The 21,047-nt window shown below is 70.9% G+C and carries 18 protein-coding genes; 12 read left to right on the plus strand and 6 right to left on the minus strand.

What is annotated here, in order from left to right:
- Positions 1-25: 25 nt before the first annotated feature.
- Complete coding sequence (locus tag AB0J69_RS32905; protein ID WP_364125236.1) at positions 26-2,125, minus strand: M6 family metalloprotease domain-containing protein; 2,100 nt, start codon at positions 2,123-2,125, stop codon at positions 26-28.
- A 106-nt stretch (positions 2,126-2,231) separates the two neighbouring features.
- Here AB0J69_RS32905 and AB0J69_RS32910 point away from each other — a divergent pair, with 106 nt between their 5' ends.
- A complete protein-coding gene (locus AB0J69_RS32910) occupies positions 2,232-3,401 on the plus strand; it encodes a helix-turn-helix domain-containing protein (protein ID WP_364125238.1) in 1,170 nt (389 codons plus the stop codon).
- Between the two features lie 62 nt (positions 3,402-3,463).
- A complete protein-coding gene (locus AB0J69_RS32915; protein ID WP_364125241.1) occupies positions 3,464-4,483 on the plus strand; it encodes a hypothetical protein in 1,020 nt (339 codons plus the stop codon).
- A gap of 61 nt (positions 4,484-4,544) precedes the next feature.
- On the opposite strand, the gene AB0J69_RS32920 is transcribed toward AB0J69_RS32915, so the two are convergent.
- Positions 4,545-4,964, minus strand: coding sequence for a MarR family transcriptional regulator (locus AB0J69_RS32920; protein WP_364125244.1), 420 nt, complete (start codon positions 4,962-4,964; stop codon positions 4,545-4,547).
- A gap of 69 nt (positions 4,965-5,033) precedes the next feature.
- On the opposite strand from AB0J69_RS32920, the gene AB0J69_RS32925 reads away from it, so the two are divergent.
- The 7 genes from AB0J69_RS32925 (at position 5,034) to AB0J69_RS32955 (ending at position 11,538) form a co-directional block, all read left to right on the plus strand.
- Positions 5,034-6,767 carry an ABC transporter ATP-binding protein gene (locus AB0J69_RS32925; protein ID WP_364125247.1) on the plus strand — a complete coding sequence of 578 codons (1,734 nt, stop codon included), beginning with the start codon at positions 5,034-5,036 and terminating at the stop codon, positions 6,765-6,767.
- A 104-nt stretch (positions 6,768-6,871) separates the two neighbouring features.
- Positions 6,872-8,125, plus strand: a complete 1,254-nt coding sequence (locus AB0J69_RS32930) for an MFS transporter (RefSeq protein ID WP_364125250.1) — start codon at positions 6,872-6,874, stop codon at positions 8,123-8,125.
- A gap of 112 nt (positions 8,126-8,237) precedes the next feature.
- A complete protein-coding gene (locus AB0J69_RS32935) occupies positions 8,238-8,669 on the plus strand; it encodes an Hsp20/alpha crystallin family protein (protein WP_364125253.1) in 432 nt (143 codons plus the stop codon).
- A 54-nt stretch (positions 8,670-8,723) separates the two neighbouring features.
- On the plus strand, positions 8,724-9,035 hold the full coding sequence (locus AB0J69_RS32940) for a MerR family transcriptional regulator (protein WP_364125256.1): 312 nt from the start codon (positions 8,724-8,726) through the stop codon (positions 9,033-9,035).
- Between the two features lie 41 nt (positions 9,036-9,076).
- Positions 9,077-10,618: a gamma-glutamyltransferase gene (locus AB0J69_RS32945; protein WP_364125258.1), complete on the plus strand. Its 1,542-nt coding sequence runs from the start codon at positions 9,077-9,079 to the stop codon at positions 10,616-10,618.
- A 23-nt stretch (positions 10,619-10,641) separates the two neighbouring features.
- The gene (locus AB0J69_RS32950; protein WP_364125260.1) at positions 10,642-11,181 is read left to right on the plus strand and encodes a hemerythrin domain-containing protein; all 540 of its coding nucleotides are present in this window, start codon (positions 10,642-10,644) and stop codon (positions 11,179-11,181) included.
- Positions 11,182-11,214: 33 nt separating this feature from the next.
- On the plus strand, positions 11,215-11,538 hold the full coding sequence (locus AB0J69_RS32955) for a DUF5709 domain-containing protein (protein WP_364125263.1): 324 nt from the start codon (positions 11,215-11,217) through the stop codon (positions 11,536-11,538).
- Here AB0J69_RS32955 and AB0J69_RS32960 read toward each other — a convergent pair.
- Positions 11,531-12,184: an HAD family hydrolase gene (locus AB0J69_RS32960; RefSeq protein ID WP_364125266.1), complete on the minus strand. Its 654-nt coding sequence runs from the start codon at positions 12,182-12,184 to the stop codon at positions 11,531-11,533. The genes AB0J69_RS32955 and AB0J69_RS32960 overlap by 8 nt on opposite strands.
- A 90-nt stretch (positions 12,185-12,274) precedes the next feature.
- Here AB0J69_RS32960 and AB0J69_RS32965 point away from each other — a divergent pair, with 90 nt between their 5' ends.
- Complete coding sequence (locus AB0J69_RS32965) at positions 12,275-14,281, plus strand: catalase (RefSeq protein ID WP_364125269.1); 2,007 nt, start codon at positions 12,275-12,277, stop codon at positions 14,279-14,281.
- Between the two features lie 52 nt (positions 14,282-14,333).
- Here the strand turns inward: AB0J69_RS32965 and hrpA are convergent, their stop codons facing one another.
- Both hrpA and AB0J69_RS32975 read right to left on the minus strand, forming a co-directional pair.
- Positions 14,334-18,206 (minus strand): ATP-dependent RNA helicase HrpA, encoded by a 3,873-nt coding sequence (gene hrpA / locus AB0J69_RS32970; protein WP_364125272.1) that lies wholly within the window; start codon positions 18,204-18,206, stop codon positions 14,334-14,336.
- A 113-nt stretch (positions 18,207-18,319) separates the two neighbouring features.
- Positions 18,320-18,490, minus strand: a complete 171-nt coding sequence (locus AB0J69_RS32975; protein WP_364125274.1) for a hypothetical protein — start codon at positions 18,488-18,490, stop codon at positions 18,320-18,322.
- A 59-nt stretch (positions 18,491-18,549) separates the two neighbouring features.
- Between AB0J69_RS32975 and AB0J69_RS32980 the strand changes: the two genes are divergently transcribed.
- Positions 18,550-18,993, plus strand: coding sequence for a MarR family transcriptional regulator (locus AB0J69_RS32980; RefSeq protein ID WP_364125277.1), 444 nt, complete (start codon positions 18,550-18,552; stop codon positions 18,991-18,993).
- 29 nt (positions 18,994-19,022) lie between these two features.
- Here AB0J69_RS32980 and ppgK read toward each other — a convergent pair whose 3' ends face one another.
- Positions 19,023-19,745 carry a polyphosphate--glucose phosphotransferase gene (gene ppgK, locus AB0J69_RS32985; protein WP_364125280.1) on the minus strand — a complete coding sequence of 241 codons (723 nt, stop codon included), beginning with the start codon at positions 19,743-19,745 and terminating at the stop codon, positions 19,023-19,025.
- Positions 19,746-19,973: 228 nt separating this feature from the next.
- Here ppgK and AB0J69_RS32990 point away from each other — a divergent pair, with 228 nt between their 5' ends.
- A complete protein-coding gene (locus tag AB0J69_RS32990) occupies positions 19,974-21,014 on the plus strand; it encodes a TIGR03118 family protein (RefSeq protein ID WP_364125282.1) in 1,041 nt (346 codons plus the stop codon).
- Positions 21,015-21,047: the final 33 nt, after the last annotated feature.

Here is a 21,047-nt window from a genome sequence, read left to right on the forward strand (position 1 = left end):
CGCCAGCCGTACCCCATCGTCGGTTTCAGAGGCCGATCACGTGACAGGTGGCCGTCATGGTCTTGGTCGGGTCGCTCTCCGAGGTGGCGGTGAGCTTGACCCTGGCCAGCCGGTCGCCGCCGGCCTCGCGCACGGCGTTGACGCTCACGAGCGACTGCTTGCCGAACGCGACGGAGGCCAGGGCGTTGGGGAGCTGGGCGGTCCAGCCCTTGCCCTGGACCTCTGCCTTGAGGCGGTAGAGGTCGGAGTTCAGGTAGGCGCTGACGTCCTCCGGGTGCTGGCCCTGCGGCGGGGCCGCCTTGCCGGTGTTGAACAGCGGGAACTTGCAGGTGGAGAGGTTCTTGCCGGTGGGGATGCCGGCAGCGGGCAGGAGCTTGAGCCCGCGGCGCTGCGGGCCCGCGCCGTCGAGCGAGCGGATCGCCACGGTGTAGGACAGCTCGCCGTCACGGTTGCGCTTGAGGTCGGTGACGTAGAAGTGCAGGCGGTTGGCCTCGTCGACGTACTCGTACTCGCTGCCGGAGTCGGTGCCGGCGTGGAAGAGGGCGTCGGAGAGCTGGCGGTAGTCGCCGATCGTGATCGGCACCTTGGTCCCGTCGGGCAGGACGTAGTCGGTCATGCCGATGTCCGCCGGGTTGGCGTCGATCACCCACTCGAACGGGGCCGGGTTGTCCTGGTTCTTGGTCTTGGCCAGCAGGACACCGGAGTCGGGGGTGAAGGAGTCGCTGCCCATGCGGTCCACGACCTCGACGGTGTAGTTCTCGTAGGCGCCGCCGTCGCAGAGCGGGTCGGCCCGGTCGCACGCGCTCTTGTCGCCGGTGTCGAAGGAGATGTTGACGCCGGACAGCTCGCTCTGGCCCGGCTGCACCGCGCGGGCCAGCACCTTGGCCGTGACCAGGCCGGACTCGTCGAGTGCCTCGCGGGACAGGCGCAGGACGTTCTGCTCGTCCACCATGTTCAGCTTGATCTTGTTGCGGAGCATGTGCTGGGCGCCCATCGACGCGCCGGCGGTGGGCGGGATCAGCCAGCGCGAGTGCGGGCCGCCGGGGCCGTTGAAGCTGCCTCGGCTGAGCATCTCCCAGATGCCGGTGTACGCCCTCTTCGGCGGGACGGCGTACGGGTTGTTGTAGTTGTCGGCGATGCCGAAGATGTGGCTCAGCTCGTGGGCGTAGACCGCCATGCCCGAGCTCTCGGCCTGGACCGAGTCGACGCCGAAGCGGGCGTTGGGCCAGAAGTTGGAGCCGGCCTGCCAGGAGCTCCACTCGACGTAGCGGGTCCTGGACCAGTTGGGCAGGGCGGGGTCGGGCGGGCCCCACTCGTCGGGCACGTCCTCCTTGGTCGGGAACTTCATCATCCCGAACTCCTGCCAGGTGGACGACTCGTCCTGGCCGGCGCTGAGGTAGAAGACGAAGTCGAACTGGGCGGCCACGTCCGGGCCGACGGCGGCGAGCCAGGCGGCGTTGCCGTCGGTGCGCAGGTTCTTGTTGCAGGTGTCGCCGGCCGGGCACGCCTCCCGCTGGTACTCCATGGCGTACTCGTGGTCCTTGCCCGGCATCGTGTACGGGCCGAAGCCGGTGAGCTCCACGCCGATCCGGCCGCCGGAGTCCTCCATCCAGTATTCGTGGATGGTGTGCCCCTTGTTGAGGTCGTTCGGGGTGTTGAGGAAGTCCTGGTAGAACTTCGCCACCTGGTCACGCGGGATGTCGTGGGCCTCGGTGCTCGGGTTGGCGTAGATCGTCGAGCCCTTGGGCTGGGTCACCACGAACTGCTGGTTGGGGTAGTCGAGCAGCACGAGCGCGCCCTTGAAGGTGCGCTGCGAGCCCTTGACCGAGGGGTCGTTCCAGTTGGTGCCGGGCGGCTTCTTGTAGTCCGCCCACGTCATGTGGTCGGGATTCTCCCAGTTCTGCGGGTCGATGGGCTTGAGGTCGCCCGGCGGGCGGGTGCGCATGGCCTGGGCCTCGGCGGGTGAGTCGAGCTGCCAGGGTTGCGTCTGCGGCCAGTGGTTCTGCCGCCACGGGTGCTCGGGATCTGTGGGGGGTGCTGCGGAAGCAGGGGTCGCCATCAGGCTCACCGGGATCAGCACGATGGCCGCCAGCAAACCCTTCAGCAGCTTCTTCGGGGCATTCACGGATTGACGGTATAGACGTTATTGACGGAGATCACCGAGCAGTTGTAGGGAAGACCTGGAGTGGCGTTTCCGTCACTTGTTGAAATTTCCAGGTAGGGGTGGGTCTGTGGCGGATCTCCAGCGCATCGTGGACGAGCTCGCCGCCCGTCTTGACCGGCCACTGCTGCTGGAGGACCGCGTCCAGCGCGTGGTGGCGTACAGCGAGCAGAGCGGCGCCATGGACGACGTGCGCCGCGACTCGATCCTGCGCCGGCACACCGTGCCGGAGGTACGGCAGTGGCTGCGCGAGTCGGGCATCCAGGAGGCCACCGACCCGCTGCGCACCCCCGGAGCGCCGCACCTGGGGCTGCTGCCGCGCGTGTGCGTCCCGATCCGGCACGCCGACGGGCTGCTCGGCTTCCTGTGGTTCATCGACGCGGAGCCGCCCATGCCGGACGCGGCGGTCGCCGAGGCGGAGGCGGCCGTGCCGGGCCTGGCGCTGGCCCTGTTCCACGAGAGCCTGGCCAGCGGGCTGGCCTCGCACCGGGAGCTGGAGGCGGTCACCGGGCTGCTGCTCGGCGAGCGGGACCCCGCCGCGAACGCCGCCAAGCAGCTCATCGAGGCGGGGGCGTTTCCGCAGTCGCAGGCGGTGACCGTGCTGGTGGCCAGGCCGCGCACGGCCGAGCCGGACGACGCGCTCAGGCTGGCGCTGGAGCAGGGACTGCTGGCGCTGCGGCGGCGGCTGAGCGGGCATCATCCGCTGCACCTGGTGCGCTACGACCACGCCGCGCTGCTCACCGCGGGGCCGCCGGTGCCGGCCGACGAGCTGCACGCGGCCATGCCGGTGCCGGTGGTCGTGGGGATAGGGCGGGCCAGGCCGGCGCTGGCGGAGGCGGCGGAGTCGTACCGGGAGGCCAGGCAGGCGGCCGAGGTGACCGCGCGGGTGCCGGGGCTGGGACGGACCGCGGAGTGGGCGCGGCTGGGCGTGTACCGGATGCTCACCCAGCTGCCCGACCAGGAGTTGCATCCGGGGCTGGAAGGGCTGCTCGGGGACGCGCAGTACCTGCCGCTGCTGGAGACGCTGGAGACGTACCTCGACCTGGCGGGCAGCGCGGTGGCGACCTCGCGGGCACTGCGGCTGCACCGGACGTCGCTCTACTACCGGCTGCAGCGGGTGGAGGAGCTCGCGCGTACCGACCTGAAGGACGGCGGTGAGCGGCTCGCCCTGCATCTGAGTCTCAAGCTCGCGCGGCTGTCCGGGCGCTACTTACCTAGGGATTCGCATAGTTCGTCCTGATTGCGTCATTGTCCGGGATTCGCGTTTAATGCCCTGAGGGCTAGATCCGACGGGGAGTTCTGATGCCGTCTGCCAAGCGTGCCGGGCCGGGTCTGGGCCGGCGCGCGCCCGCGCCCGTCGTGATCCATTCCGCGCCGCTCGTGCTGCCCGTGTGTGCCGACCCCGTCCGCGACGGGGCGGTGGTGACCAGGGGCGAGCGCGTGCTCGCCGTGGGCCCGCGGGCGGAGCTGCTGCCCTCCTTTCCGGCCGCCGAGGAGCTGCGGTGGCGCGGCATGATCGTCGCGGGCCTGGTGGACGCCTGCTCCGCCGTCCCGTCCACCGCTCCCGGCGTCACCGCGCGAGGGCGCGTGGTCTCCGGCCCGGCCGACCCCACCAACTTTCCCGGCATCTCGTACGTCGAGGTGACCAGCGAGAGCGAGGAGGAGTGGGAGGAGAGCGAGCGGGACACGGTCATCACGGCGATCCGGGAGATCGACCGGCCCTGCGCGGTCGGGATCGCGGCGCGCACGCGGCATCCCCAGGTGCTGGAGGACGTGGCCGTGCTGGCCAGGACGTTCGGGCTGCGGCTGCTGGCCGATCTGGACCGGCACTCCCCCGCGGCGCTGGACGACGCCGGGGTGCTCGGGCCCCTGTGCCACGTGGTGTGCGCCAGGCCGCTCGACCCCGGAGAGCGCAAGCTGCTCCGGCTGCGCAGGACCGTGGTGGCCCTGTGCCCGCCGGGGCCGGCGCCGCCCGCGGACGCACTGGCCCTGCTGGAGGAGGGCAACACCGTGGCCTTCGGGACCTGCGGGCACGTGCGGGGACCGGACGAAGGGCCGTTGGGGCCGGCCGCGGCCGTCCGCCGGCACGTACGCGAGCAGGGGCTGCGCCCCCGAGGGCTGGACCGCAGGCTGGTGGAGGCGGCCACGCTGGGCGGGGCCACGGCGCTGGGCATGGACCGGGGCCGGGGCCGGATCGGGGCGCTGGCCCCCGGCACGCGCGCCGACTTCGCGGTCTACGACGCCCGCGGGCGCTACCCGTACGCCGCCCTGCTGGCCCAGCCGCCCTGCCTCGGCACGGTCGTCGGCGGCACGATCACCTGACCCGCCCCGTCCCCCTCGTCGCCGACACGATCCCCTGATCGCCCCTGTTCAGCGGACCTGTTCAGCGGAACTGGCCGTCCACCAGGCTCAGCAGACCCTTGAGCTGCTCGCGCTGCTCGTCCGACAGGACCGCGAACAACTCGTCCCCCGCCTCCCTGCGTGCGTCTCGGGCGCGCTCCGACAGGGCGCGGCCCTCGGGTGTGAGCACCAGCAGGGTCGAGCGGCGGTTGGCCGGATCGACCTCCCGGCGCACCAGCCCCGCCTCCTCCAGCGCGTCCACGACCGGCGTGAGCGAGCGGGGCACGATCCGCAGCTCGTCGGCCAGCCGCACCATCCGCAGCGGCCGCTCGGCCTCGGCGATGGCCCGCAACGCCCGCGCCTGGCCCGGGTTGAGCCCGAGCGGCTCCAGCCGATGAAGGTATCCATGCCGCAACCGCCTGCTGACCAGGAACAGCAGCTCGGCGAGCGCCTTTTCTGCCATGTCGGTAAGTTTAGCCGGAACAAATATGAGTTAGCCTCTGTTTGAGTGGACATCTGAAAGGAGACCCACTTGGCGGAGGAACCACGCGCGCCGCTGGGGCGCATCATCAAACTGTTCGGCGCCTATCGTGCCCGCCTGGCCGTGGTGGGCTCGCTCATCCTGTTCTCCTCGCTGGTGTCGCTGGCCTCGCCCTTCCTGCTGCGCGAGGTGCTGGACGTGGCGATCCCGGCCCGGGACACCGGGCTGCTCACGCTGCTGGCCCTGGGCATGATCCTCGTGGCGGTCACGACGACGGTGTTCGACGTGCTGCAGACGCTCGTCTCCACCACCGTGGGCCAGCGGGTCATGCACGACCTGCGCATCGCGGTCTACGGCCACCTGCAGCGCATGTCGCTGGCGTTCTTCACCAGGACGCGGACCGGCGAGGTGCAGTCGCGCATCGCCAACGACATCGGCGGCATGCAGTCGGTCGTCACCTCGACGGCCGCCGCCATCGTCTCCAACCTCACCACCGTGCTCGCCACCATCGTCGCGATGCTCGCGCTCGACTGGCGGCTGACGGTGGTCTCGCTCGTGCTGCTGCCGGTCTTCGTGTGGATCAGCCGCAAGGTCGGCTCCGAGCGCAAGCGCATCACCTCCGAGCGGCAGCGCAAGCTGGCGAGCATCGCGTCCATGGTGCAGGAGTCGCTGTCGATCAGCGGGATCCTGCTGGGCCGCACGATGGGCCGCTCGGCCGAGCTGACCGAGCGCTTCGGCCGGGCCTCCGACGAGCTGGCCGAGCTCGGCGTGCGCACCAGCATGGCCGGGCGCTGGCGGCAGTCGTCCATCCAGCTCGTCATGGCCGCGATGCCCGCGATGATCTACTGGGCCGTCGGCCACACCGGGTCCGTCTCCGTGGGCACGCTGGTGGCGTTCACGACGCTGCAGGCGGGCCTGTTCCGGCCGGCGGTCTCGCTGCTGCGGCTCGGGGTCGAGGTGCAGACCTCTCTGGCGCTGTTCGGGCGGATCTTCGAGTACCTGGACCTGCCGGTGGACCTCCACCCCGGCCGGCGGGAGCTGGAGGACGTGCGCGGCGAGGTCCGCTTTGAGGAGGTCGACTTCTCGTACGGCGACGCCCCCACGCTCACCGGCGTGGACATCACCGTGCCGGCGGGCACCAGCCTGGCCATCGTGGGCGAGACGGGCTCGGGCAAGACCACGCTGAGCTACCTGCTGCCCCGGCTCTACGACGTCACCGGCGGGCGGATCACGATCGACGGGGTGGACGTGCGGGAGCTGACGTTCGAGACGCTGAGCGACGCGGTCGGCGTGGTGTCGCAGGAGACGTACCTGTTCCACGCCTCGATCGCGGACAACCTGCGCTTCGCCCGCCCGTCGGCCACCGACGCGGAGCTGGAGGCGGCGGCGCGGGCCGCGCGCATCCACGACCACATCGCCTCGCTGCCCGACGGCTACGACACCGTGGTGGGCGAGCGCGGCTACCGCTTCTCCGGGGGTGAGAAGCAGCGCCTGGCCATCGCCCGCACGCTGCTGCGCGACCCGCCGGTGCTGATCCTCGACGAGGCCACCAGCGCCCTGGACACGCAGACGGAGCGGGCCGTGCAGGAGGCGCTGGACGCGCTGGCGCGGGGCCGGACGACCATCACGATCGCCCATCGCCTGTCCACCGTCCGCGACGCGGACCAGATCGTCGTGCTCGACCACGGACGGGTCGTCGAGCGCGGCACCCACGACGAGCTGATGGCCCGCGGCGGCCACTACGCGGCCCTGGTCAGCCGCGACCAGCCCCTGGAACTCGTCTAACCCACTTCTAAACGTGTCTTGCCTCACATTCCGGCCAGGCCGGAATCCGGTCCCGGGAGAAGGGTGTTTGTCCCCCCGGCGCATCCCCAAGGCAAGGACCCGTTTTGTCTCCCTCCTCCTCCACGTTCAGAGCCCTGCGTCATCACAATTACCGGCTCTGGGCGGGAGCTGACATCGTTTCCGTCACCGGCACCTGGATGCAGGTGCTGGGCGTCAACTGGCTCATCCTCACGCTCACCGGGTCGGCGACCAGCGTCGGGCTGAGCCTCGTCATGCAGGCGCTGCCGACACTGCTGCTGGGGATGTGGGGCGGGGCGCTGGCCGACCGGCTGCCCAGCCGGCCCGTCGTGATCGCCGCCCAGGTGGCGCAGGCCGCCCTCGCGGCCGCGCTGGCGGTCATCGCGTTCACCGACGTGCGTTCCGTGCTGCCCATCTACGGCGTGGCGCTGGCCGGGGGGGTGGTCACCGCGCTCGGCGGGCCCGCGCTCGGCCGGTTCGGCGCCGAGGTCGTGCCGCCCGCCGACCTGCCGAACGCGATGGCGCTCGGCTCGATGCTCAGCTCCGCCGGCCGCATCCTGGGCATGAGCCTGGCGGGCGCGCTGCTGCCGATCACGGGCAACGGCGGGCTGTTCGTGATCAACGCCGCCAGCTTCTTCGTGGTGATCGCGGCCGTCGCGGGCATGCGGCGCGCGGAGTTCCACGTGCTGGCCGCCGCCGAGCGGCAGCCCGGCGCCGTGCTCGACGGCCTGCGGTACGTGCTGCGCACCCCCTGGCTGCTCGTGGTCCTCGCCCTCTGGTTCGTCTCGGGCAGCGTCGGCCGCAACTACCAGGTCACCATGGCGGCCATGAGCGCCGGCCCCCTGGAGTCGGGCGCCGGCGGGTACGGCCTACTGTCCACGGTCTTCGCCGTCGGCACGGTGATGGGCGGTTTCCTGGCCGCCACCCGGCCCCATCTGACGATCCGGCTGCTGCTGGTGATGGCGTTCGTGACCGGGGTGGCGCAGGCCCTGAGCGGGCTGATGCCGTCGCTGTGGGCGTTCGCGGCCATGATGCTGCCGATCGCGGCCGGCGCGGTGGCCCTGGACACCACCGTCTCCGCCAGGGCGCAGCTCGACAGCCCGGAGGCGATGCGCGGCCGGGTGATCGCGGCCCTGTCCATCGTCAGCGCCGGGGCGGGCGCGCTCGGCGGGCCGCTGCTCGGCCGGCTCAGCGACACGCTCGGCCCGCGGGTCGCGCTGGAGATCGGCGGCGTGGCCTGCGTGGCGGCGTCGCTGCTCGCGGCGGTGGCGCTGGCCCGGCTGTCCGGCCGGACGATCAGGCAGGCCGTCAGGGTGCGGCCCCGCCTCGAGAACGCCTGACCTTACCGGGAATTCTTCCTTACCCCTCTTTGGTTGCATACGGGTGAGCAGGTAACCTACAACTGAAGTCGGAGGTTACCTGCATCCGAGCATCCAGCGAGGAGGGTGGAAAATGTTGTTGACCTCGATCGATCCGTTCGTCCAGGAGTTCGAGCGGCAGTTCAACCGCCTGGCCCGCCAGACCTTCGACAACGGCGCCGCCGCGATGCCGATGGACGGCCTGCGCCGTGCGGACGACGTGCTGCTGCGGTTCGACCTGCCCGGCATCGACCCCGACTCCATCGAGGTGACGGTCGACCGCGGCGTCCTCAGCGTCAGCGCACGGCGCGAGGAGGAGGTCACGGAGGACGAGCGGCTGTTCGTCCGCGAGCGCACCATGGGCACGTTCACCCGGCGTGTCTACCTGTCGGAGCACCTCGACAGCGACAGGATCGACGCGGGCTACGCCAACGGCGTGCTCACCGTCCGCATCCCGGTCCTGGAGCGGGCCAAGCCGCGCAAGGTGGCGATCCAGCGCGGCGACACCAAGGCCATCAAGGCCTGACGCGCGGTCCGGGGGCGGGCACCCCCGCCCCCGAGCCACGAGGAGACCAGCGAGATGCCGGACCTGCCCTTCGACGACGAGCACGCGCCTCTCTACTCGCTCGGGCAGGTGGCGGAGATGCTGCAGGTCCAGCATGCCTTCCTGCGGCGGCTCGACCAGCACGACGTCATCAGGCCGAGCCGGTCGAGCGGCGGCCAGCGACGTTACTCGCGGCGCGACATCATCATCGTCCAGCACGTGACGCGGATGGCCGAGGAGGGCATGACGCTGATCGCCATCCGCCGCATCCTGGAACTGGAGCGGGAGGTCGCCACGCTGCGCCACCAGCTCAAGCAGGCGCTGGCGCGGCTGCGCGACCAGGGGTGAGCCCGAGCGGGTGCCGGGCGGGGGCGCGTACTCTCTTGGACGTGCACAACACCAGATACGCGCCCTCCGGCATGGTGTGCAGCGTCGACCACCTGGCCTCGGCGGCCGGGCTGGCGACGCTGGACCGCGGCGGGTCGGCCGCGGACGCGGCCATCGCCGCCAACGCCGTGCTCACCGTCGTCGCCCCCCACATGTGCGGCCTGGGCGGCGACCTGTTCGCCCTCGTCCACGACGGCGGCGTGAGCGCGCTCAACGCCTCCGGCCGGGCGGGATCCGGCGCGGATCCCGCCCGGCTGCGTGCCGAGGGCCACGCGCGCATGCCCCACCTGCACGACATCAGGTCGGTGACGGTGCCCGGCTGCGTGGACGGCTGGCTCGCGCTGCACGCCCGGCACGGCCGCCTGCCCATGCCCGATCTGCTCGCGCCGGCGATCCGGCTGGCCCGCGACGGGTTCCCCGCCTCGCCGCTGATGGTGGCCGGCGCCAGGAACGCGGCCCGCCGTCCGGGCGGCTCCGACTTCGCCCCCGTACGCGCCGCGGGCGACCGCCTGACCAGGCCCGGCGTGGCCCGCGCGCTCCAGGCCGTGGCCGGGCGCGGCCGGGACGGCTTCTACCTCGGCGAGTTCGGCCAGGGACTGATCGAGCTGGGCGCGGGCGAATACACCGAGGCCGACCTGGCCGCGCCCGGCGCCGACTGGGTCGAGCCGCTCAAGGCCCGCTCGTCCGGCCACGACGTCTGGTCGATGCCGCCCAACTCCCAGGGTTACCTGCTGCTGATGTCCCTCGCCATCGCCGAGGGGCTCGACCTGCCCGCCTCCCCGCACCATCCCGCCTGGGCCCACCTGCTGGCCGAGGCCGCCAGGGTCGCCGGGCACGACCGGCTCGACGTGCTGCACGAGGACGCCAAGGACCTGCTCGACCCGGCCGGGATCGCCGGGCGGCGGGCGCTGATCGACCCCCGGTCCCGGCTGCGGCTGCGGGGGCAGACCGAGCGGGGCGACACCACGTACCTGTGCGCGGTGGACGGCGACGGCATGGGCGTGTCGCTGATCCAGTCGAACGCGTCGGGGTTCGGCAGCATGGTGTTCGAGCCGCGTACCGGGATCAACCTCCACAACCGCGGCATCGGCTTCTCCCTCAAGCCCGGTCACCCCGCCGAGTACGGCCCGGGGCGGCGCCCGCCCCACACCCTGACCCCGGCCCTGATCACCCGCCCCGACGGCACGCTCAGGTCCGTGGTGGGCACGATGGGCGGCGACGCGCAGCCCCAGATCCTGCTGCAGGTCATCACCCGGCTGCTGCGGCACGGCGAGGAGCCCGGGCAGGCGATCTCCGCCCCGCGCTGGCGGCTGGGCACCGGCGGCACCGGGTTCGACACCTGGGAGGCGCCCGACGACGCGGTCCTCGACCTGGAGGAGGGCGGCGGCTGGGCCGACGGCCTGACCGCGCTCGGGCACCGGGTGGCGGCGCTGCCCTATGGGAGCTCGTTCGGCCACGCGCACGTGATCGACCTGCGGCCGGACGGAATGCTGGCGGGTGCGGCCGACCCGCGCTCGCTCGTCGGCTCCGCGATTGGACGGTGACTGTCCGGGTAGCACGCGTCACCATGGCTACCGATGTCATCACTCTCATCACCCAGGACCACAGAGTCGTGGAAGGCCTCTTCGAGCGGCTCAAGAAGAAGCAGGGCGATCAGAAGGCCACCGTCGCCGAGCTGCACGCCCTCCTGATCGCGCACGCGCGCGCCGAGGAGGACCGCGTCTATCCGGGCATCGACGCGCACCACAGCGTCGAGGAGCACAAGGAGGCGGAGGTCCTCCTCGACGCCCTCGTACGCGCGGAGCCCGGCACGGCGGAGTTCGCCAAGACGCTCGACGAGCTCATCGCCTCCGTCACGCACCACGTCGAGGAGGAGGAGACCAAGCTCCTGCCCTCGCTGAAGAAGTCGGCCGGCGCGAAGGAGCTGGAGCAGCTCGGCCGGGCGTTCAAGCAGCGCAGGGCCGAGGAGCTGCAGGCCCTCGCCGGCACGGGCGACGGCGCCACGAAGGCCGAGCTGTACGAGCAGGCACAGAAGGCCGACATTCCCGGCAGGTCCCATATGGGCAAGGAAGAGTTGGAGCAGGCCCTAAGGCACGCCAAGTCATAGGATTCCGGGCCGTTCCCTGGGTAGGGGGCGCGTATGACCGAAACACCTCCGAACCGGTACGGCATGAGCGACGAGCAGGAGATCGAGGTCGAGGAGTGGACCGACGATCTCGGTCTCACTCATGAAGTCGCCGAGGACGACCCGCAGCACAGGGACACGCTCGACGAGCGCCTGCGCCGCGAGGCCCCGGAACGGCTGCGCGAACCCCGCTCCAAGCACCGGCTGACCCAGCCGGACGAGGGGCTCGAGCCGGACACGGACGACGAGGAGATCGGCGAGGACTGGGGCGACGACTCCGACGACCTGTCAGCGGAGGAGCGGGCGGTCCGCATCGATCCCGACGAAAATCTCACATGAGCCGTCCCAGGGCGGGCAGAAGAGCATGCAGGTCGCCGGCGATCACGTCGGCGGCCGCTGCTTGGGGGCGCTCGGCATGCAGGTAGCCCCACGGGCCGCGGCGCAGCAGCGCGGTCCGCATGCCCGCCGCGGCGGCCGGCAGCACGTCGTTGTCGAGCCGGTCCCCCACGTAGAGGATCTCGGCGGGCTCGCGCCCGGCGACCGCCGCGACCTTGGCGAAGAAGCCGGGATCCGGCTTGGACACGCCCCATCCCTCGGAGGTGTGCACGGAGTCGACGGGCAGGTCCATGGCGACCAGCGCGTCGAAGGCCCGCCGCGGCTGGTTACCCGCGATGATCACCTGGTACCCGGCCGCTCGGAGGCCGGCCAGGGCCTCGCGCACGTCGGGGTAGAGGTCGTCGGCGTCGAAGTGGTTGCGCAGGCCGGTGGGGTCGTCCCGCTCCCAGGCGGCCTCCTCGGCGGCGAGGTCGAAACCCGGGCGGACGAGCCGGAAGGCGTCGCCGTGCGACCGGTCCAGGGCGGCCATGCCGCCGAGCGCGCCCATCAGCACGAAGGGGCTGACGCCCAGCCGGCCGGCCCAGCGGGTCCAGATGCGCGTCTCGTCGATCAGCGTCTCCCCGACGTCGAGCACCACTGTTCTGATCATCGATCCCCCTGCTCGGCAAACCCTGTTTCACCTCATTCATCCGGGCACTAGACCACAGCCCGGACAAATATCTGCAAGGGGGATTTTTCCATGCAACCAGAGCGCGACGCGAAGGACCGTCAGCTCGACGAGCACCGTGTGCCCCTCGACGATCTCAACATGACCACCGACCAGGGCGTTCCGGTCGACGACACCGACAACTCGCTCAAGGCGGGCACACGCGGGCCCACGATCATGGAGGACTTCCACTTCCGTGAGAAGATCACCCGCTTCGACCACGAGCGCATCCCCGAGCGGGTGGTGCACGCCAGGGGCGCGGGCGCGTACGGGGTCTTCGAGCTGTACGAGCCCCTCGGCGACCTGACCACCGCGGCGTTCCTGAACGACACCACGGTGAAGACGCCGACCTTCGTGCGCTTCTCGACCGTGGCCGGCTCGCGCGGTTCGGCCGACACCGTACGCGACGTGCGCGGCTTCGCCACGAAGTTCTACACCACGCAGGGCAACTTCGACCTCGTCGGCAACAACTTCCCGGTCTTCTTCATCCAGGACGGCATCAAGTTTCCCGACTTCGTGCACGCCGTCAAGCCGGAGCCGCACAACGAGATCCCGCAGGCGCAGTCGGCGCACGACACGTTCTGGGACTTCGTCCAGCTCCAGCCGGAGTCGCTGCACATGGTCATGTGGCTGATGTCCGACCGGGCGATCCCGCGCAGCTACCGGATGATGCAGGGGTTCGGGGTGCACACGTTCCGGCTGGTGAACGCCTCGGGGCAGGGGACGTTCGTCAAGTGGCACTGGCGGCCGGTGCTGGGGACGTACTCGCTGGTGTGGGACGAGGTGCTGCGCATCCAGGGGAACGATCCCGACTACAACCGCCGTGACCTGTGGGAGGCGATCGAACGCGGCGCCTATCCCGAGTACGAACTGTGCGTGCAGCTCGTGCCCGAGTCGCGCGAGCACGACTTCGACTTCGACCTGCTCGACGCCACGAAGATCATCCCTGAGGAACAGGTGCCGCTGCGGCCCATCGGCAAGATGACGCTCAACCGGAACCCGCAGAACTTCTTCGCCGAGACCGAGCAGGTGGCCTTCCACACGGCCAACCTGGTGCCGGGCATCGACTTCAGCAACGACCCGCTGCTGCAGGCCAGGAACTTCTCCTACCTCGACACCCAGCTCCTGCGCCTGGCCGGGCCCAACTTCCCGCAGATCCCGATCAACCGGCCGATCGCCCCCGTACGCAACGACCAGCGCGACGGCTTCCACCAGCACCAGATCCACGAGTCGCGCACCAGCTACGCCCCGAACTCCATCAGCGGCGGCTGCCCGGCGGCCATGGACGGCTACCGGCACTACCAGGAGAAGGTGGAAGGCTCCAAGATCCGGATGCGCAGCCCCAGCTTCGAGGACCACTACAGCCAGGCCACCCTGTTCTGGAACAGCATGGCGGACTGGGAGAAGCAGCACATCGTGGCCGCGTACCTGTTCGAGCTCGGCCACGTCGAGCGCAAGCACATCAAGGAGGCCATGGTCACCCACCTGGGCAAGATCCACCCGGACCTGGGCGCCCAGGTGGCCCGGGGGCTTGGCCTCCCGGCGCCGGCCGGGGGCGACCCGGTGCACGCGAACGCCTCGCCCGCGCTCAGCATGACCGGCCAGCCGCGCAGCGTCGCCACCCGCAAGATCGCCGTCCTCATGGGCGACGGGACCGACGCCGCCGCCGTCACCTCCCTGCGCCAGGCCCTGGAGGGCCAGGGGGCGATCTGCGAGATCGTGGCCCCGCACGAGGGCGAGGTCGGCGGCCTCCCGGTGGACCGCCAGCTGAGCGCGGCCAACTCCGTCATCTACGACGCCGTGGTGGCGGCGGACGGGGCGGCGCTGGCCCCGCTGGGACGGGCGCGGTTCTTCCTGCTGGAGGCGTTCCGGCACAACAAGGCCATCGGCGCGGTGGGCTCGGGTCGGCAGCTGGTGGAGGCCGCGCAGTTGCCCAACGACGTCGGGGTGTTCGTGGGGGACGACATCGCGACGGCCTTCGCGCAGGCGGTGGCGGGGCACCGCTTCTACGAGCGGGACGTGTCCAGCGTTCCCGCGTGATCAGCTGTACCGATCGGCCGCCTCCGCGCCCGGCGGAGGCGGCCGCTCATCCTCACGGTGTGAGCTTCTCCATCGTCTTCGCGATCCGCTTCTCCGAAACGGGGGTCGGGGTGCCGAGGGTCTGGGCGAAGAAGCTCACCCGCAGCTCCTCGATCATCCATCGGATCTCCACCACGTCCGCGTCCCCGCGCCGCGCCGGATGCAGCTTCTCCAGCAGGTCGTGATAGTCGTCCTCGACCTTGTGCACCCGGTCCATCCACTCCTGGTCCCGCCACGGCTCCTCAGGGAGCTTCGTCAGGCGGCGGTCGATGGCCCGGATGTAGCGCAGGATGTCCGGCAGCCGCCGGTGACCCGTGGCCGTCACGAAGCCCGCGTACACGAGTCTGCCCAGCTGCTCCCTGACGTCGTCGGTCGACGCGCTCGGCCGCAGGGCGTCCAGGCGGGCGCCGGCCTCGTGCCAGACGCTCAGGATCTGCTCCACCCGCGCCAGCACGTCCTTCGCGGTGCCGTACAGGTTCGCCCGGACGTGCTGGTAGAGGCGGTCGAAGCCGACCGGGTCCCAGGCCGGGCCACCGACGTCGAGCATCAGCTTGTCCACGGCCGCGTTGACCACGTCGTCGAACAGCGCCACCGCCCCGCCGTGCGGGCTGCGTGACAGGGCCAGCTTGGCCTGGTTGGACAGGCCGCCGAGCAGCGACTTGGCCGGGTTGGTGACGTTGAGCAGGAGCAGGCGGCGCACGCCCGGCCAGTGGGAGCGGCGCTGCTCGGCCTGCGTCTCGAAGATCTTGATGGAGACCGAGTCGCCGGCGTCCACCAGGGCCGGATAGCCCTTCATCCGGCCCTGCTCGAACACCTTGGGCAGCGTGCCGAAGCTCCAGGTGTGCAGGCCCGTCTGCTCCAGGTCGTCGCCGGCCTGGGAGAGCGTCTGGCGCAGGCGCGGCGCCAGGCGGCGCTTGAGCGCGTCGAGGTCCTTGTCCTCGGCCACCGTGCGCCTGCGCTCGTCGATCACCCGGTAGGTGATCCGCAGGTGGTCGGGCACCTGGTCGAGCTGCCAGGCCTCGCGCGGCACGCGTATGCCGGTGAGCCGCAGCAGCTCGCGCTCCACGGCCGCCAGCAGCGGCTCCCCGCCCTGCTCGACCCCGGCCAGGACCTGCTTGGCGTAGTTGGGGGCGGGCACGAAGTTGCGGCGCAGGTTCTTCGGCAGCGACCGGATGAGCGCGGTGATCAGCTCCTCGCGCAGCCCGGGGATCTGCCAGTCGAAGCCGTCGGAGCTGACCTGGTTGAGCACCTGGAGCGGCACGTGGACGGTGACGCCGTCGGCGTCGGCCCCGGGCTCGAACTGGTAGGTCAGCTTCATCCGCTGCCCGAGCTGCTTCCAGGTGTCGGGGTAGTCGCGGGTGCTGACGTCGGCGCCCTCGTTGACCAGCATCTCCGGCGAGAACGTGAGCAGGTCGGGCTGCTCCTGCGCGGCCTTCTTCCACCACGAGTCGAAGTGGCGGGCCGAGACCACGTCGGCCGGGACGCGCTGGTCGTAGAAGTCGTAGAGCGCCTCGTCGTCCACCATGATGTCGCGGCGGCGGGCGCGGTTCTCCAGCTCCTCGACCTCTTCGAGCAGCCGGCGGTTGTCCTTGAGGAAGCGGTGGTGGGTGTCCCAGTCGCCCTCGACCAGCGCGTGCCTGATGAACAGCTCGCGCGACAGGTCGGGGTCGATGCGCCCGTAGTTGACCTTGCGGCCGACCACGAGCGGCACGCCGTAGAGGGTGACCTTCTCCAGGGCGATCACGGCGCCCTGGTTCTTCTCCCAGTGGGGCTCGGAGTAGGTGCGCTTGACCAGGTGTTGCGCGAGCGGCTCGACCCAGTCGGGCTCGATCTTGGCGTTGACCCGGGCCCACAGGCGCGAGGTCTCCACCAGCTCGGCCGACATGAGCCACTGCGGCTGCTTCTTGGCCAGCGCCGAGCCGGGGAAGACGGCGAAGCGGGCGTTGCGGGCCCCGAGGTATTCCTGGATCGGCCTGCGGCCGTCCTGGCCCCGCTGCTTGTCCATGACGTCCTTGACGCCGATGTGCGACAGCAGCCCGACCAGCAGGGAGATGTGCACGTGGTACGGCTGCGCGTCCTGGCTGTTGGGCTGGGCGCCGAGCGACTGGCGGACCTGGCTGTAGATGTCCTGCCACTCCCGCACGCGCAGGTAGTTGAGGAACTCGGCCTTGCACAATCGCCGGAACGCGCTGGACGACAGCTCCTTCTGCTTCTCGCGCAGGTAGTTCCACAGGTTGAGGTAGGCCATGAAGTCCGACTCGGGGTCGGCGAAGCGGCGGTGCTTCTCGTCGGCCTGCTGCTGCTTGTCGGAGGGGCGCTCGCGCGGGTCCTGGATGGACAGGGCGGCGGCGATGACCATGACCTCGCGCAGGCAGCCGTTCTTCTCGGCCTCGAGCACCATGCGGCCCAGGCGGGGGTCCACGGGCAGCTGCGCCAGCTTGCGGCCGACGCCGGTGAGCTTGCCCTGGGCGTCGAACGCGCCCAGCTCGTGCAGCAGGTTGACGCCGTCCTTGACCTGGCGGCGGTCCGGCGGCTCGACGAACGGGAATGCCTCGATGTCGCCCAGCCCGATCGAGGTCATCTGGAGGATGACGGAGGCCAGGTTGGTGCGCAGGATCTCGGGGTCGGTGAACTCCGGCCGGTTGAGGAAGTCCTCTTCCTCGTAGAGCCGGATGCAGATGCCGTCGGACGTGCGCCCGGAGCGGCCCTTGCGCTGGTTGGCGCTGGCCTGCGAGATGGCCTCGATCGGCAGGCGCTGCACCTTGGTGCGGTGGCTGTAGCGGGAGATGCGGGCGAACCCGGGGTCGACGACGTATTTGATGCCGGGGACCGTGAGCGAGGTCTCCGCGACGTTGGTGGCCAGCACGATGCGGCGGCCGGTGTGGCGCTGGAAGACGCGGTGCTGCTCGGCGGCGCTCAGGCGGGCGTAGAGCGGGAGGATCTCGGTGTTGCGGAACTCGGCCTTGGCCAGGGCGTCGGCGGCGTCGCGGATCTCCCGCTCGCCCGACAGGAACACCAGGATGTCGCCGGGGCCCTCCCCCGTCAGCTCGCGGCAGGCGTCCACGATGCCCTGCGTCTGGTCGTCGTCATCGTCCAGCGGCCGGTAGCGCACCTCGACCGGGTAGGTGCGGCCCGACACCTCGACGATCGGCGCGTCGTCGAAGTGGCGGGAGAACCGCTCGGGGTCGATCGTGGCGCTGGTGATGATCACCTTGAGGTCGGGGCGCTTGGGGAGGAGCTGTTTCAGGTAGCCGAGGATGAAGTCGATGTTGAGGCTGCGCTCGTGGGCCTCGTCGATGATCAGCGTGTCGTACTGGTCGAGCATGCGGTCGTTCTGCAGCTCGGCCAGCAGGATGCCGTCGGTCATCAGCTTGACCAGGGTGCGCTCGCTCGCCTGGTCGGTGAAGCGGACCTTGTAGCCGACCACCTCGCCGAGGCCGGTGCCGAGCTCCTCGGCGATGCGCTCGGCGACCGTGCGGGCGGCGATGCGGCGGGGCTGGGTGTGGCCGATCAGCCCGCGTACGCCCCGGCCCAGCTCCAGGCAGATCTTGGGGATCTGGGTGGTCTTGCCGGAGCCCGTCTCGCCCGCGATGATCACGACCTGGTGGTCGCGGATGGCTTCGAGGATGTCGTCTTTACGCTGGGAGACGGGCAGGTTTTCCGGATATTTCACCACTGGTACGGCTTCGCGGCGCCGTGCCAGTCGCTGCTCGGCCCGCTCCAGGTCGGCGAGGATCTCAGTGACGATCTTGTCCCGCGCGTCGCGGGAGCGCACCCGGCGCATGCCGTCGAGCCTGCGCCGCAGCCGCCGCTGGTCGCGCGGCATGAGGTCGGGCAGGCGAGACTGGAGCTCGGCGAGTGGAGAGGACAACGAAGGCGTTCCCATACTGCTTTCAGGATATTTGAGCCCCGCATCCCCGGAGCCAACCGCCCATGGTGCCCGACAACGCCCACTCCTCGCATCCCAATATCGGCGTGTCCAGCGATCGTGAATAGTGATCACGTCCCGCCTCCCGCAGCTCGTCGTGCAGCCGCCGCGCGTCGCCGGCCCGGAGCCAGAGCGCCACGCCCGTGCCGGGCGGCTGACCCGAGGCGCGTCTCGTAGAACTCGGCGGCCCCGGCGAGGTCGCGAACCCGCAGGGCGACGAAGTCGATTCCGGTGACGGTCATGGCTGCTCCTAGTCGCATGTCAGGACTCTGATATGAGGGATATATGTCAGAATCCTGACATGAAGCGAGAAGACCTCGGCCGTACCGTCGGCTACCAGCTCAAGCGGGTGCAGGCCGCCCTGCGCGCGGCCATGGACGGCGCGTTGCGCGCGCACGGGATCACGACACCGCAGTTCGCGTGCCTGGACCTGCTCGGCCGGCGACCCGGGCTGTCGAACGCGGAGCTGGCGCGCGGGGCCTTCGTGACGCGGCAGTCGATGAACGTGCTGCTGCGGAACCTGGAGGACGCCGGGCTGGTGGAGCGGCCCGCGACGGCTCCGTCGGGGCGCGCGCTGCCGACCCGGCTGACGCCCGCCGGGGAACGGCTCCTGGAGGCGGCCACGGCCGACGTGCTGGCGATCGAGCGCCGCATGACGGCCGCGCTGGACCCGGCCCAGGCCAAGGTGCTCCTGGACCAGCTGGAGAGCATGGCCGGCGCGCTGTCGGCCGACGGCCGGGGCTGACCCGGCCGCACACCCACGGCCCAGGCCGGCTACGCGCGGGCGGCGGCCGCGTGGGCGGCGCCGATGATGCCCGCCTCGTTCTGCAGAGCGGCGGGCTCCACGGGCGTGTCGAGGTGGACGTACGGCAGGAACTTCTCTGCCTTCTTGCTCGCACCCCCGCCGATCAGGATCAGCGACGGCGAGAACAGCATCTCGACGTGCCGCAGGTACTCCTCCACCCGCTCGGCCCACTTCTCCCAGCTCAGCCCGTGCTCGTCCCTGACCCGCGCCGAGGCGCGATGCTCGGCGTCCTTGCCATGCAGCTGCAGGTGCCCCAGCTCGGTGTTGGGTACCAGCACCCCGTCGGTGAACAGCGCGCTGCCGATGCCCGTGCCGAACGTCAGCAGCAGCACGGACCCCTTCAGCCCGCGCCCCCGTCCGAACCGCACCTCGGCCAGGCCCGCCGCGTCGGCGTCGTTCAGCACCGTCGCACCGCCGAACAGCCGGGAGGCGTCCACGCCGACCCACGAGCGGTCCACGTTGGCGGCCGACCTGACCACGCCGTTCACCACGACACCGGGGAACGTGACCCCGACCGGACCGTTCCAGCCGAAATGCTTGACGATCGAGGCCACCACCCCGGCCACCTCGTCAGGCCCCGACGGGTGCGGCGTGGGGACGCGCAGCCGCTCTTCCAGCAGCTCACCGGCCTTCGTGTCGACCGGCGCACCCTTGATGCCGGAGCCGCCGATGTCGATGCCCAAGACGTTCATGGTTCTCCCTCTCCCCCGCCAGACGCGGAAAACTCCCGACCCGATATTTGCGGGCCCGACTGAACCCGCCTCCCACCCTCCACGTATCTCGCGTCACAAGCGCTAACTAGGAGGCAACGGATGCGGCCACGCATCATCACACTCTGCGCTGTTGCGGTCGTTCTGGGAGCGACTCTCACCACTCCCGCACACGCCACCACCAGGACTCGATTCGACGTCATCAACCTTGTGTCGGATGTCAAGGGCAAAGCCCCGGTCACCGACCCCAAGGTCGTCAACCCGTGGGGCCTGGCCATGGGAAAGACTCTGTGGGTCTCGAACACCGGCACCGGCAGTGCCACCGTCTACTCCGGCACGGGCAAGAAGGAGCAGACCGAGGTGGCCATCCCGGGCGGAGCCCCGACGGGCCAGGTGTTCAACCCCGGCGACGGCTTCACCGTGAAGGGCAAGCCCGCCACGTTCATCTTCTCCAGCCCGAGCGGCGCCATCACCGGCTGGAACGCGGAGGTCGACCCGGCCAACGCGATCATCGCGGCCTTCACCCGCGGCGCCGACTACAAGGGGCTGGAGCTCGTTGAGACCGAGGACGGCGCCTTCCTGCTGGCCGCCGACTTCGCCGGCGGGCGCGTCCACGCCTTCGACGAGGACTTCCGGCGGATCCCCCTGCGCCGCTGGCAGTTCAGGGACCCGGCCGTCCCCTCGACCTACAAGGCCTACAACGTCGCGGTCGCCAACGGCAACATCTGGGTCGCCTACGCCCTGCGCGACCAGTCCACCGGCAAGCCCGTCTTCGGCGCCGGCAAGGGCTTCGTGAGCCGTTTCGACGCCGACGGGCGCCTCACCGGCCGCATCTCCAGGGTCGGGCTCAACGCCCCCTGGGGCCTGACCGCCGCGCCCAAGGGCTGGGGCCAGTACGCCGGCGCGCTGTTGGTCGGCAACTTCGGCGACGGCACCGTACACGCTTACAAGCGCGGCCGTCACCTCGGCTCGCTGCGCAACTCCGACGGCAGGCCGATCGTGCTGCCCGGCCTCTGGGACCTCGAGCCCGGCACCGCGGCCACCGGCGGCGAGAGCTCCCTGTGGTTCTCCGCCGGCATCGACGGGACCAAGCACGGCCTCATCGGCGTCATCGCCCCGCAGGGCACGAAGGTGAGCTCGAACGGTGCCGCCGGCACGCCGTCCAGCAGCCCGTCGAACCATCCGTCGGGCCACCAGACGAGCGCCCCCAATACCCAGCCCCCCTCCCAGAATCCCTACGGCGGGTACTGACAGGCGCTCGGTCGCCGCCGCCCCCTGACCTGG

Origin of the sequence: Nonomuraea sp. NPDC049709 (assembly GCF_040674815.1) — a bacterium.
GTDB lineage: Bacteria > Actinomycetota > Actinomycetes > Streptosporangiales > Streptosporangiaceae > Nonomuraea.

Excerpts from the sequence above, each read along its gene's own strand:
- AB0J69_RS32915 (WP_364125241.1), top strand. The coding sequence starts at position 3,464 with ATGCCGTCTGCCAAGCGTGCCGGGCCGGGTCTGGGCCGGCGCGCGCCC.
- AB0J69_RS32920 (WP_364125244.1), bottom strand. The coding sequence starts at position 4,964 with ATGGCAGAAAAGGCGCTCGCCGAGCTGCTGTTCCTGGTCAGCAGGCGG.
- AB0J69_RS32935 (WP_364125253.1), top strand. The coding sequence starts at position 8,238 with ATGTTGTTGACCTCGATCGATCCGTTCGTCCAGGAGTTCGAGCGGCAG.
- AB0J69_RS32940 (WP_364125256.1), top strand. The coding sequence starts at position 8,724 with ATGCCGGACCTGCCCTTCGACGACGAGCACGCGCCTCTCTACTCGCTC.
- AB0J69_RS32950 (WP_364125260.1), top strand. The coding sequence starts at position 10,642 with ATGGCTACCGATGTCATCACTCTCATCACCCAGGACCACAGAGTCGTG.
- AB0J69_RS32955 (WP_364125263.1), top strand. The coding sequence starts at position 11,215 with ATGACCGAAACACCTCCGAACCGGTACGGCATGAGCGACGAGCAGGAG.
- AB0J69_RS32960 (WP_364125266.1), bottom strand. The coding sequence starts at position 12,184 with ATGATCAGAACAGTGGTGCTCGACGTCGGGGAGACGCTGATCGACGAG.
- AB0J69_RS32965 (WP_364125269.1), top strand. The coding sequence starts at position 12,275 with ATGCAACCAGAGCGCGACGCGAAGGACCGTCAGCTCGACGAGCACCGT.
- hrpA (WP_364125272.1), bottom strand. The coding sequence starts at position 18,206 with ATGGGAACGCCTTCGTTGTCCTCTCCACTCGCCGAGCTCCAGTCTCGC.
- AB0J69_RS32975 (WP_364125274.1), bottom strand. The coding sequence starts at position 18,490 with ATGACCGTCACCGGAATCGACTTCGTCGCCCTGCGGGTTCGCGACCTC.
- AB0J69_RS32980 (WP_364125277.1), top strand. The coding sequence starts at position 18,550 with ATGAAGCGAGAAGACCTCGGCCGTACCGTCGGCTACCAGCTCAAGCGG.
- ppgK (WP_364125280.1), bottom strand. The coding sequence starts at position 19,745 with ATGAACGTCTTGGGCATCGACATCGGCGGCTCCGGCATCAAGGGTGCG.